The sequence below is a fragment of the Bartonella sp. AU16XJBT genome (assembly GCF_028618665.1).
Taxonomy (GTDB): Bacteria; Pseudomonadota; Alphaproteobacteria; order Rhizobiales; family Rhizobiaceae; genus Bartonella.
On sequence record NZ_JAQITF010000001.1, the window covers coordinates 275,328 to 288,733 of the forward strand.

General features: G+C 37.5%; 8 protein-coding genes and 1 pseudogene. 6 read left to right on the forward strand and 3 right to left on the reverse strand.

From position 1 onward, the window contains the following. Positions 1-27: 27 nt before the first annotated feature. The gene (locus PVV66_RS01000; protein WP_273717367.1) at positions 28-798 is read left to right on the forward strand and encodes a class I SAM-dependent methyltransferase; all 771 of its coding nucleotides are present in this window, start codon (positions 28-30) and stop codon (positions 796-798) included. A gap of 765 nt (positions 799-1,563) precedes the next feature. Here PVV66_RS01000 and PVV66_RS01005 read toward each other — a convergent pair. From PVV66_RS01005 to tsaD, 3 genes are all read right to left on the reverse strand, one after another. Next, positions 1,564-2,244, reverse strand: coding sequence for a response regulator transcription factor (locus tag PVV66_RS01005; protein ID WP_273717366.1), 681 nt, complete (start codon positions 2,242-2,244; stop codon positions 1,564-1,566). 898 nt (positions 2,245-3,142) lie between these two features. Next, complete coding sequence (locus PVV66_RS01010; protein ID WP_273717365.1) at positions 3,143-3,571, reverse strand: EVE domain-containing protein; 429 nt, start codon at positions 3,569-3,571, stop codon at positions 3,143-3,145. 675 nt (positions 3,572-4,246) lie between these two features. Continuing rightward, the gene (tsaD, locus tag PVV66_RS01015) at positions 4,247-5,341 is read right to left on the reverse strand and encodes a tRNA (adenosine(37)-N6)-threonylcarbamoyltransferase complex transferase subunit TsaD (protein ID WP_273717364.1); all 1,095 of its coding nucleotides are present in this window, start codon (positions 5,339-5,341) and stop codon (positions 4,247-4,249) included. 376 nt (positions 5,342-5,717) lie between these two features. On the opposite strand from tsaD, the gene PVV66_RS01020 reads away from it, so the two are divergent. From PVV66_RS01020 to PVV66_RS01040, 5 genes and pseudogenes are all read left to right on the forward strand, one after another. Beyond that, entirely contained in the window at positions 5,718-6,896 is a 1,179-nt protein-coding gene (locus PVV66_RS01020; RefSeq protein ID WP_273717363.1) for a COG4223 family protein, read from the forward strand. A gap of 11 nt (positions 6,897-6,907) precedes the next feature. Then, on the forward strand, positions 6,908-8,470 hold the full coding sequence (locus PVV66_RS01025; protein ID WP_273717362.1) for a heme biosynthesis protein HemY: 1,563 nt from the start codon (positions 6,908-6,910) through the stop codon (positions 8,468-8,470). A 149-nt stretch (positions 8,471-8,619) separates the two neighbouring features. Next, positions 8,620-9,366 (forward strand): glutamine amidotransferase, encoded by a 747-nt coding sequence (locus tag PVV66_RS01030; protein WP_273717361.1) that lies wholly within the window; start codon positions 8,620-8,622, stop codon positions 9,364-9,366. Between the two features lie 934 nt (positions 9,367-10,300). Next, entirely contained in the window at positions 10,301-11,287 is a 987-nt protein-coding gene (locus PVV66_RS01035) for a DUF2125 domain-containing protein (RefSeq protein ID WP_273717360.1), read from the forward strand. A gap of 198 nt (positions 11,288-11,485) precedes the next feature. Next, positions 11,486-12,103, forward strand: a pseudogene (locus tag PVV66_RS01040) (integrase); the annotation flags it as partial. Positions 12,104-13,406 lie beyond the last annotated feature (1,303 nt).

Consider the following 13,406-nt stretch of genomic DNA (forward strand, 5'->3'; position numbering starts at 1 on the left):
GGTTTAGTATATGAAAATCTGTAATATTTGAAATTTATTTCTACATGGTATGTTGAGTTGGATATCGTCACACTGAAAGATTTTTATGCTTCTGCACTTGGACTGCGCGTGCAAAAGACGCTGTGTGACCAATTGAATTTGTGGTGGCCTGATCTTGCGGATAAACGGGTTATGGGGTTGGGGTACACGCTTCCCTATCTTTCTGCATTGCGTGAACGTGCCCAACAATGTTTTGCTTTTATGCCAGCTAGACAAGGTGCTTCGTCTTGGCCTTGTGTTGAGCAAGTTGCTACAGCGCTTGTTTTTGAAGAAGATTTGCCGCTTCCTGATGCATCAGTTGATTGTATTTTATTGGTCCATGCATTAGAATATACAGAGAATTCATTTGAAACGTTGAATGAAATATGGCGGGTTTTAGCCCCCAATGGTCACTTGATTGTTATTGTTCCTAATCGCTCTGGTTTTTGGGCGCGCAATACGACCACGCCCTTTGGTTATGGCGAACCCTATACTCGGCAACAGATTACTCGTTTGTTTGAAAAAACAAATTTCGTTTCTGAACCAATAGAAGAAATTGTCCATTATATGCCCTCTACAGGTTATGTGTCGCGATTGTTCTCATTTTTTTATGAGCCATTTGCACGCTATCTTTTTCCTTATTTTGGTGGACTCTTAATCTGTCAGGCACAAAAACGTGTTTATCAGGGCGTGCTCGTACAGCGGCGTCAGTCGCGACGTGTTTTTATTCCTGCTTTATCTCCACAGACAAGAAATATTTTAATTTATAAAGATCATTAATCATTTTGTCATTGGCATAAGAACCGCAAATGTATGAGGCTTCTCTCATCTCAAATTATTCTCATATTGAATCAAACAAAATTATTTGCTTGTATGTCACAAGCAGGGAGAACCTGTGTGGATAAAAATTGGACAAGAAAGGACATGCTTCTTATGGACTTCTCCCAAGGGCTTGTAGGGCTGTCCAACATTTTAGAGCAGGCTCAAATGTGTGATGGTGCTGGCTTACTCTTTTGTTAAGCATAAAGATGGTGGGGCTCAATGGTTTTCTTTATTGTTGGGATAAACATATCATATAATTCATTATTCTGTCTCTTAAGAGGAGATAAGTAAAGGATGGCGCAAAAATATAAGAAATATCTCTCAATTTAGGCGAGTAAATGTGAGATAAAGCAGTGCGTAAAGCGGTATCTTTAAAAAACAATCATAAATATCAATATGCTAAAGAAGATGGTTACGATAAAGAATGTTGCTAAAAGATAGTACAATTATTTGTATGCGAAATATATTTAAAATTTTAAAGAGAGCAAAAACATATGAAGCAGAAGTTGCCAAGTGTATCGTGAAAAGCATTTCTTGTGCGGGTTTTGTGTTAGAATATTTTTATGATTGTTTTTTTGTATTGTGTCATAAGAGTGCTGATAAAGGAAAGTTCTATACGGGACCACCCAAATTGCATGTGAGCGTTTTTTTTCATCTCGCTTTTGTTTTAATGCAAAGAAGAGTGAGAATATTAAAATTATTTTTGAAACGATTCATATCAAATTAGAGGTTTAAACGATAACCATTTTGATCTGTCATAAGAATTTGTGCATTGGAGGGATCATTTTCGATTTTTTGTCGTAAACGATAGATATGGGTTTCTAAAGTATGGGTGACAACGTTTTCATTATAACCCCAAACTTGTTCTAATAATGTTTCACGGCTGACATTTTTATCATTCGCATAATAGAGGCATTTGAGAATTGCTGCTTCTTTTTCTGTGAGATAGATTTTATTGTTGCATTGATCAAGAAGGAGTTTTTGTCTTAATTTAAAAGTATAGGGTCCGATATGCAAGATTGCGTCTTCGTTTTGTTCATATTGGCGTAACTGTGCTCGAATTCGCGCTAATAACACCGCAAAGCGAAAGGGTTTTGTCACATAATCATTGGCGCCTGTTTCAAGATCTAAAATGGTATCGCAGTCTGTATCATTATTCGTTATCATGATAATGGGGGCACGAAATCCTTGGGTGCGTAATTGTTTAACGGCTTTGCGACCATCAAGATCAGGAAGTTCAAGTCCCAAAATAGCAAGATCAATATTTTCTTCTTGGACTATTTTCATTCCCCCTTCAGCTGTTTTTGTTTGGAAAATTTCAAATTCTTGATGCATTTGCAATTGTTCTACCAAAATGGGGCGCAGATCATCATCTTCAACGATTAAAAGAGCATAGTTGTTCATGTTTTTCCTTATAGGCATGTTAATACACTGATTGGTAAAGAGTAGTTTCATGAAAAATGAGCTTTCATGCAAGAAAAATTAAAAGAGGAAAATTAAAAAAGAGAGTTTCTAAAAACTGAACTTTTATGATTTCTGTGATTGCTTGCTAAAAAATGTAGCGTTGTGCGCAGAATATTTATACATTGATTGGAAGCGTTGTTTTATACTCTGGGGTGTGTTTTTTCCATTGGCGACTACCATCTTTATACTTATATTATAGAGCAACAAACTGACACCATCATATACTTTTCTCTAAAATGTTGATACCCTTGGTATTTGAGACTCTTTATAAGAGGCATGTTTTTGATTCACGCAGGCTTTTCTGTTTTTAACGTGCAAAAGCCATGATTTTGATTGATTCAACATGGAACAGGTTTGAAATGAGAGAAATTCTATGGTCTGAAGGGGCTCTCATCCAACGTGCAAAATAATAAACACTCTTTATAAATCAATATGATATAAATCAAAATGATGCGTTTTTAGTGTGAAGAGAACTGTGTAATTCTAGCATATAGGCACTGTTGAGGAGAATTTCATGGTTATTTTTATTGTTTTTTATCTACGTTCAGATTTATTTTTTCATCGCATTTGTATGCAAAATGGTCGATATCGTGCTTGTGGTGTTGTTCATTATAATCGCTGAGTAAGCCTTCCCTTGAGCTATGCTGAAAAGATGTATCATGAACAGGGTGTTTGTGCAATTTTAGGAGAAATTGTATTGATAAAGGATGCAGAATAAAAAATAACAAGGAAAAATATATTAGTGTGAGAACACGCTGAGGGATGCGTTGTGCTTGTTCTTCTGCGTTATGAGGGACTTTTCCTATGCGTTAATGAATAAAAAATTATTGTTTTAAGATTAAAGGATTTCTTTTTTAAGATTGCCCATCAAACAGACTTCTTTCCATTCATCTTCTGTCACCGGTTGTACTGATAAGCGGCTGGCATTGACCAGCACCATATTTGCCAGTTTGGGATTGGCTTTAATTTGTTTTAATGAAACAGGTGTTGGCATGTCACAAAGTGCACGGATATCCACACACTCCCAGCGAGGATCAGAGCTTGTAGAATCAGGGTGTGCTTCAGCACATATTTCAACAATGCCTACAATTTCTAAACCTTTATTTGAGTGATAAAAAAAACCTTTATCGCCATATTTCATGGCGCGCATATTATTACGGGCTTGATAATTACGGACACCATCCCATTGTTCGCCATCAGCACCTTTTTTCTTTTGCATCTCCCATGACCATTTATGGGGTTCAGATTTAAAAAGCCAATAAGCCATGTGTTCACCTTTTTCATAGACTGTTATGCATTCATTATGTCCATTTTTTTATAAGCATCTTTGTAACATCATCAATGATGATTTTTAAAGTGGAATAAAGAACGGGCATTATCTATTTTTTGTTTCAAAATAATTTGTAATAGAGGAATATGATCCAATTGATAATATTGCATTTTTCTTATCTTTTAGCAGAAAAATACATCAATGTATCAGAGAATAGACTTACTGAGCTATTTAGAGGCTTAATCATCTTTTCGGTTATGGTTTGAAATGCAGTCATGAGAGACGCATTACATTAGAAAAACTTAGCAGGAAAATTAGTTCTGAAAAGTTACTCCAATGGTCGTGAAACAAATAGATGATTAAAGGTGAAGATGGCAAAGGAGGGCTTCATATTATGCTTTGATGGGGTAGGGTTCGTCTTATGATGCCATAAAATACTGTCATTTGAAGTATGGTGATATAAGGTCGTCTTCTTGAAAAGAAATGTTTTTAGAATGTGTGGTGAATATTTAAATTTGCGTATTGCGCTTTGGGTGCAGTGAATTGTTGTGAAATAAGAAGCAGATAAAATCGTTTGTGGGTGGGAGATTGATTCAATAACAATCTGGATTATTTACAGACCGGAATGAGTGAAAATCTTCGTTTTTTGAAAGGTGAGGGAAATCAATTTTCTTATGCTTTTGTTCCACGGCGTCCCATTCCGATCAAGGGCATGGCTTTTTCATCTAATGGCCAGCGGGAGCGAGGAGCAATATCAAGAGAGCTTGTTTCTCCTTGTGCGAACTTTTGTGCACCGGCAAAAGCAATCATTGCTGCATTATCGGTACACAAGGAAAGAGGAGGGGCTATAAATCCAAAACCATGTTGATGGGCAAGTTCTTGCAATGTAGAGCGAAGTGCTTGGTTTGCGGCAACGCCGCCTGCAACAACTAAAGCAGGAGAATGCTTTCCTTGATCATGAGAGAGAGGATATTGGTTGGTGAAGTGTTGTAGAGCCAAATGAACACGATCACGCACTGTATCGGTCACGGCGGCTTGAAAACTTGCTGCAATGTCAGCAACATCATTTTCTGTAAGAGGCGCTATGGCTGTTGCGGCTTGTCGCACAGCCGTTTTAAGACCTGAAAAAGAAAAATCTAATCGTTTTTCACCTTTTAAAGGTCGTGGAAGAGGGATACGATTTTTATCACCCAATAAAGCTGCTTTTTCAAGTGCTGGCCCACCAGGATAAGGAAGACCTAAAAGTTTGGCAGTTTTATCAAAGGCTTCTCCTAATGCATCATCAATGGTAGTACCTAAACGTTGATAGTTGCCTATTCCATGAACAAGGATTGTTTGTGTATGCCCCCCTGAAACTAAAAGTAACAAATAAGGAAACTTGACATTGTGCGTTAACACAGCTGTTAAAGCATGTCCCTCTAAGTGATTGACGGCAATAAATGGTTTTCCAGTGGCAAGAGAGAGTGCTTTTGCGCTCATAACGCCTACCAATAGCCCTCCTATCAAACCGGGGCCACTGGTGGCTGCAATGCCATCAATATCTTTTAATGTTGTGTTTGCTTCTGTGAGGGCTTGCAGAATTAAATGATCAAGAATTTCAACATGGGCACGAGCAGCAATTTCAGGAACAACACCGCCGTAAGGTGCATGATGATCAATTTGACTCCAAACAATATTGGAAAGAATTCGGCTGCTTGATTCATTGTTGTATTCAATGACAGCCGCTGCCGTTTCATCACAACTTGTTTCTATTCCCAACAGACGCATTTTAAACAAAACCTTATTTTGAAGCTTCTTTCCTGCGTGCGTACCATGAACAGAAAAAGATGCAAAGTATTTCTATTTAAGAATTGGGTTTTCTATGAGAGAATGATTTTCTTTGAATTTTATGGCATTGTTGATTAAAAAATGAAGCTGTATTTTTGAGTATAAAATTCAGATGTGTTTTTAAAAACTTGTCTATTAAAGTGTGTCATTGTAAATATTATTGAGAAAAATGCGATTTAGAAAATTTCTATAAAGTTATACTCTTTGTAAAAAGTGTATAATGCAAACCAAGATATTTGAGAAAAGCTTCATTTTTAAAACTTTTTTCATTTTATTATTTTATCATTAAAAAAAGTGTGCACAAAAAGTGACAGAGATGGTCGATTCTTCAAAACCAAAAGTTAAATCACATTATGCTGGTACGCGCCGTAAGAAGCCAGTCATTGAACATGAAGCTGTTTCCCATGATTCAGAGGAAAAAATACACAATTCTGTAGAAGCTCATGCACGAGAAAAACAGAATATGCAAGGCCAGGATAAAAATACTTCTCGTACGGTTTGGCTTTTGTTGCCCCTTTCAGGGATTTTAGGGGGCATCATTGCTTTGGGAATTTTTGTGGGGCTTCAATGGGCAGGTTTGTTTTCTTCTGTGGAAAATTCTGCTGGAGGGAAAAAGGTTCTGCAGATTGCTGAAGCAGCAAAAAGCCAAGGTGAAGAAACAAGAGAACAATTGGAGCGGATGATTCAAGAGATCGATGCATTAAAAACAGAGTTTTCTTCTTTTTCATCACAACAGTTTAAAACAATGAAAAACGATGAACTCTTGCAAAAAGAAAGCAGAAAAGCTTTTGCGATTTTAGAAGAAAAAGTAAAAGCTCTTGAAGAGGCTGTACAAACTTTTGTTGGAGAGTCAAAAGAGATAGAAACGGCTTTGTCTGTCGGGCAGAGCAATGCAAATGATCTTGCTTCGTTAAAAAAACAGTTAGAATCACTACAGGAAGAAATTACTGTTAAAAATAGTGAGAAAAAAGAAATAAATACGGCACTTTTTACAGCGATCAGTTCGTTAAAAAATGCTGTAGAGCGGGGAGGATCTTATAACAATGAATTAAAGCTATTACAGCAGTTATCGCCCTCGATTGATGGACTTGATGTGTTGCAAAAGACAGCTACTGTAGGTCTTCCAAGTTCAGCACAACTTTCAGTTGATTTTGCTCATGTTGCCGATGCAATCGTTGGTACGCAAAATATTGTTGCGTCAGATGCTGGTTTTTTTGACCGAATTTTAGCGTGGATAAAAGGGCTTGTTGTTTCTCGACCAATTGGAAATGTTGAAGGGATGACGCTGGGGGCTATTGTAGCGCGCATGGAAGTTGCTATTCAAGCCGGTGATCACGAAAAGGCTTTGAGCGAATGGCAATCATTACCCCAAAGTGCAAAAGATGTTTCAAAGGATTTTGTTCAGAAGCTTGAAAGGCACATTGCTATCCAACAATTGCTGCAGCAATTGTTGTTGTCTGTGCCACAAGGGGCTTTTAAGGCAACAAAGATGTAAATAGGCTCTAGATGATACGTGTTTTTATTTATACTTTTGTTGTTTGTATTATTGGGTTAGCTTTTGTGTGGGTTGCTAATCACAATGGTATTTTTGTCCTTACATTTTTGCACTTCAGATTTTCTGCTTCATTGCTTACAGTGTTAAGTGTGCTTACTTTGCTGTTTGTAGCGCTAGTGCTTTTATGGTGGTTATTGTCTTTCTTTTTTTCCATACCGAGTGCTCTTTCCAATTATTTTTATAAACGCCATCGAAAGCGCGGTTATGAAGCTCTCTCAAAGGGGATTCTTGCAACTTTTGCTGGTGATGGTATGGTTGCGCAAAAAATGGAAGCACGGGTTGCTAAATATCTTGCAGGAAAACAAGAACCGTTGGTAAAACTCTTAAAAGCACAAACTTTGTCATTACAAAATAACTCCGTTCGCGCCATTAGTCTTTTTGAGGAGATGAGAAAGGAAGATCCAACAAAATTGGTTGGACTTTACGGTTTATTTCGTGAAGCGATGAAGAGTAAAGCTTATGAGGCAGCACAACAATACGCAGAAGAAGCGCTAACTTTATCGCCGGCACTTTTATGGGCGCATCAGGCGGTGCTTGATCGGTTGGGTGCTGAGGGTAAATGGGATAAGGCACTTACTGTTTTTGAAAGAGCGCAAAAAGCTCTCCCGCGTTCTGTTCGTTCGACTCCAGAGCGGCAGCATATCGAGGTTTTACTGTTAAGTGGGCAGGCTCTTCATCTTTTTGATACACATCCTGTACAAGCACGTGAAGCCATTTTGAAAGCCCATAAATTGGCGCCTGATTTTGTTCCAATAACAATTATAGCGGCTGATATTCTTTATAAATTAAATGAAACGCGTAAAGCGGATAAAATGATTATAGCGGCTTGGCAGAAGGAACCTCATCCTGATTTGGGGACACTTTATATTGAAAGAGAAGAAGGAGCCATTGGACGATTGAGAAGGGCTAAGACACTTGCTTCTTATAATAAAGATGCATTTGAGTCTGCTTTCCTTATTGCTAAAGCTGCTTTGAATGCTGGTGAAACGACATTAGCAAGAGAGCAGGCACAAAAAGCATTGCAGTATCATCCACGGGAAAGTGTTTATTTATTGTTGGCAGATATTGAAGAGGCTAAGGGAAACAATCAAGGCGCTGTGCGTCAATGGCTTTCCCTAGCACTTCGTGCTGAACGTGATCCTGTATGGATGTGTGAGGGGTCCATTTTTTCTTCTTGGTCAGCTGTTTCTCCAATCAGTGGACGTTTGGGCTGTTTTGAATGGAAAGCGCCTCCCCGTGTCCCTTCTCTTACATTAGAGGCAGTCAATATTGTGCCAAAAAAGCAAGAGAAAGAGGACGTTGTGGAAGAAAGTGAGGGTGTTGAAGATAAGAAGCTTGAAAAATTAACGCCTATAGACGATTCTTTTTTGCATAATACGCAGGTGGAGAAACAAGATATCAAAGAACAAGATGCGAAAACATTCAGCCAAATTCATTTAAACGTTGATGATCCAGGGGTTAAAACAGAAGAAGAAGGAACGTCTTTATCAAGGAAAAAATTTCGTTTATTTTAAATTGCGTCAATAGGATAATTTGAGTGTTTTCTCAGAAGAAACAATGAATGCAGAAGAAAAAACTTATCGTTAATCTTGTCCGATAAAATTATTCTCTTATGCTTAAAAAAATGAAGTTTTGCTTGGTTGCAGAGGTGATTGGGTAGGAAATGTTTTTAAATCAGAGATGTCTTGATAAAAAGCAAAAAAATAGCAAACCAAGGATTGCTGTCGTTATTCATCGGCGGTCTACCTATACTGGTCGCTTGGGGAAATTTTTACAACAAAATGGTTTTGTTCTTGATGTTTATCGTCCTATTTTTGGACAAAAACTCCCTGATACATTAGAGCACTATGTCGGTGTTGTTATTTTAGGGGGACCGATGAGTGTGAATGACAGCGAAGCTTATATTGGTGAGGAAATTGATTGGATTTCGTTATCGTTAAAGGAAAATAAGCCTTTTTTGGGTATTTGTCTTGGAGCACAAATGTTAGCGCGAAATTTAGGGGGGCGTGTTGGTACAAGAAGTGATGGGACTGTTGAAGTGGGCTGGTATCCACTAGAAGTGACCCCACAAGGAAAGGAATTAATGAATTGGCCAGAAATGGTCTATCATTTTCATGATGAGGGTATTTATGATTTACCAAAAGAGGCAATGCTTTTGGCAACAGGGCATACATATCCTACGCAAGCGTTCCGTTATGGAAACAATGCATGGGGTTTGCAATTTCATGCTGAATTTACACGCGCTATGATGCGACGTTTGTTGGTGCGTTCGGCACATAAATTAACCGAAAAAGGCGCTCAACCTGCTTGTGCACATTTAAAAGGGCGTTTAATCTATGATCGAGCTTTAAGCCAATGGTTTGAAGGTGCATTACGGCAGATCTTTTGTACACCGACCGCACTTGTGTGAGTGTGCACTTATTCTTGAATGGGGGCACGACCTTCACGTAAAACAGAATGTCATTTGGTTGCATAGTTACGGGCTTGTTTTAAAGAGACATTTCTCAAAGCACACCCAAGCACATTTTACGGCGCTGACTTATGAATAGTATAACGATAAAGCTCCCATGGATAATATAAAATCTATAGAGCATTGCCATCTTTACGCTTGTGAAGGAGTAAGCCGGTATCATCATACTATTACTATTTGCCAGCCCCCAATATTGCGACATCCCTTCAGTCATTGAGACGGTTCATAAGAGGCGTTTTTTCCTTTCTTGTACAGTTTACCCATATGTTCGCTCCGCTTTTGACGTGCAAGCAAATGGTTTTGATTGATTGAACATAAATTGGATTTGAAATGAGAAAATCTTACGATATTCGAGACTTTTATTTAATATGCAAAACAGGTATTTATCATTATAAATCAAAACTTTGACATTGTTATCTTGTTTTACAGTAAAATAGTGTCGTTTAAGGTGAAAGAGAGAATACTCATGTAAAACTTTACATATAAGATGTTTTTTGTTAAAGAGTTTTCTTAAGGGGATCTTGCTTCTTGAGATCATGAGATGCTGTATTTTAGGACGATGAATTGTGGACACCATGAAGTGGTCAAAAAATAAAGCCCTATAGATTAAGAAGCTGGATTGTTTATAGATTGGTGAATGTTAAGAATCTTTGTCCTTTTTAGGGTGGGGTGAAAATCAAAAGATAAAGAAAGTTTTAAAGTTGTCTACATCCTCTCAAATACCATCATCACAAAAAAGTTTTTCTTTGCGCTATTTATTTTGTGGACTGTTTTGTCTTGCTCTGATCCTTATTTATAGCGCTTTCTGGTTTTTTTTTCACGTAAAATAGAGAACTATGTCTCTGATATATCCGCAAAAGCATCTTCCGATAATATGGCGGCAGTGTGTGAGAATGTGCGTAAGGACGGTTATCCTTTACGTATCGGTGTGGTTTGTGACAAGTTTCAATTTTCTTGGCCTTTATATGGGGTTTCTTTATCGACGGGGCGTTTGACGGCTGGTGCACCAATTTATGCGCCGCATTTAGTTGAGTTTAATGTTGATTCTCCTGCATCAATTGTTTTTTCTGATAAAACTTCCATAGTATCCCGTTGGCGCAATTTGGTGATTGAAACAGAACCTTATTGGAAAACAGGTCAGACATTGAAGTTTATCGCTGAAGGGCTTGAATTTTCTCCTCTTTCCTCTTCGTTTGAGGATCAAAAGCTTCAAGAAGCAGCGGGATCACAGACGGCAGATAAAAAGACAACACAACAAAGTGTTGAAGATCAGACATCTTTGCAAGATACTCCTGATGTGGCTGTTCAGAAGTTAAAGCCAAAAGATATCTCTCAAAAAATAACGGCAGAATTTTTACGTCTTGATCTTAAGCGTGAAAAGAATCATTTCTCAGGAAATATGACTTTTGACGGTTTTGATGTTTCTCCAATTTTTATCTCTTCTTTTGTTGAAGTTCCAAAAATTGATGGCAATTTGAAATGGATTTTAAATGATGTTTCTCTTCTGGCTGAAAATGAAGGAAAAAATTGGAAACAGCATCTCTATGGGAAAAGTGGCATTTTAAAGCATGGTGAATTGGCTTTTCATACAGGTGGTGGGATGCATATCAGTGGACCTTTTTCTTTTGATGATGAAGGATATTTGACAGCAACATTTGAACTTGTTTGTATACAGCACATGAAGTTTCTTGAGACTTTGCAACACTTGTTTCCTGAAGAAGCGGATAATTTTCAAGCGTTATTTTTTATTTTGAGTACACTTCCTAAAAATGCAGATGGCGCTCCCGTTCTTTCCTTGACTGTTAGCCATGGCTGGGTAAAACTGGGATTTTTAGAGCTTGGTCGTCTTGATCCACTTTAGGTTTGAGAAGAAATTGGCAAGAGCGTCTGTATGGCAAGATATTGATTGATAAAAAGTGTTCACTGTTTTGCATGTTGAATGATAATCTTGAATGATTCTCTCATCTCAATTCTGTTTATATTGAATCAAACAAAACTGTCCTTTTGCACTTCACAAATGGAAAAGCCATGCGGATCACTTGTCAAGAAAGGACTAAAAATACCTCTTATGAATCGTCTCAATGATTCAAGGGTTATCGGCAACATTAGGGACTGGCAAATAACAATGGTGTGATGGTGCTGGCTTACTCCTTCACGAGCGTAAAGAGGGTGGTTGCTTAATGGACATTATACCATTCACGGGGGCCGTTGGCGCAAAATGGACTTGGGTGCGCTTTGAGAGATGTCTCTTTAAAACAAGCCCGTAAATATGCAACGCAGTATATTTGGGGTGCTTTGTTTTACGTGAAAGCTGTGATCCTCTTAAAAAATGTGATAAACAAAAGCGTGAGGGAATAAGAAATCCCCATTATTTTAAAGACATTGCTCTAGAGACTTTTGAAATCCGTAAAGCTAAATTAAAAAATGAAGGTAGCGATGGAACAAGTTTATCGCTTTAAAATTTCACGTTCTGCCTAAATTAGGTTGTCTAGCTGTTTCAGAGATTACACAAACAAATACATGTAATATCCCCGTTCCAGTTTAGCATATAAAAGCTGAGACAGCTCGTAAAACACTGAACCGTTTTAATATTTATCTCAAATATGCTGCTGCATTAGGACTGAATGTTGATTTGCAAGCAACAGAAAAAGCACGCGCTCTCTTGGGAAAAAGCCAACTTCTAAAGAAAGATGAATTGATTTTTCACATAGGTAGTAGGTTGCGTATTCATAAGCCTTTTTTATGATAGAGCGAGCATATTGCGTATCTCTGTGTGGCTAATCTCTGAAATAGGTAAACAGCCTAGTTGGAGGAGAATATGAAGTCATAAAAGGGAAAATCAATGTCCATTTTTATAGTTATTTTTAATTTGATTGTATGTTTTTCAAAACTATTTACAGCCATGTCTTTTAAATAATGGATGATACATACGCTTTTGTTTTTTCTGTTCTTTAATGGGGGCATGCCCTCCACGTAAAACAAAGCATCCCAAACAAAATATACTGCGTTGCATATTTACGGGCTTGTTTTAAAGAGACATCTCTCAAAGTGCACCCAAGTCCATTTTGCGCCAACGCGCCCCCGTGAATGGTATAATGTCCATTGAGCACCATCCTCTTTACGCTTGTGAAGGAGTAAGCCGACACCATCACACTATTACTACTTGCCAGCCCCTAATGTTGCGATAAGCCTTTGAGATAGTTCATAAGAGGCATTTTTAGTCCTTCCTTGATAAGTGATCTACTCTTGATTAAGTGATCTACATGGCTTTCTCATTCCCAACATGCAAGGGGGAGGATTTTGATTGATTCAATCTAAATAGATTTGAAATGAGAAAAACTTAAAATACTGTGTTTCTCCTTCAATATGCAAAATGATAAAGTTATGATTGTAAATCAAGGCATTATATTTTTATGATGAAGGATATTGAATAGCAGAATTTTAATTTTTTTGGTTCAATCCATAGGGATTCTTGAAACCGTGCTGCGTTTATTGTCTGCGCAAGCTTAATAATCTTTAAGCGTTATTTTAGGGATTGCTTTATCTAAAAATGCGGGTTGGTGTCCCCGTTCTTCCCTTGTTGATTATAGCTTGCCAGCAGATTTTGTATATTTTGACTTAAGTTTTGTACCAATTCATTTTATTTCTAAATGATTTTTAAGGGGCTCTCAAAGGGTCTTTAAAGAGCTTTCAAAGCCTGTCATCCTTTTTGTGACAAAATTTCGATTTTTACCATTTTTTACATTTTTTCGATTTTCAGATGTCAAAATCCATTTTTACAAAACGCGCATTTAATAGTAAAAAAATAGATACATATCACTTCCTAATTTCATTTGGTATAAAACCTATTGTCAGATTACATGGATATTGGTCACGGATTGATAGAACAAGGATAAAAGCTTAGTCGTTTTGTTCTGCTTTTAAATCTGAAAGTTGATGTTTTTACGTTGAGAAATCAATTCTGTTGTCGTTTTGAAATT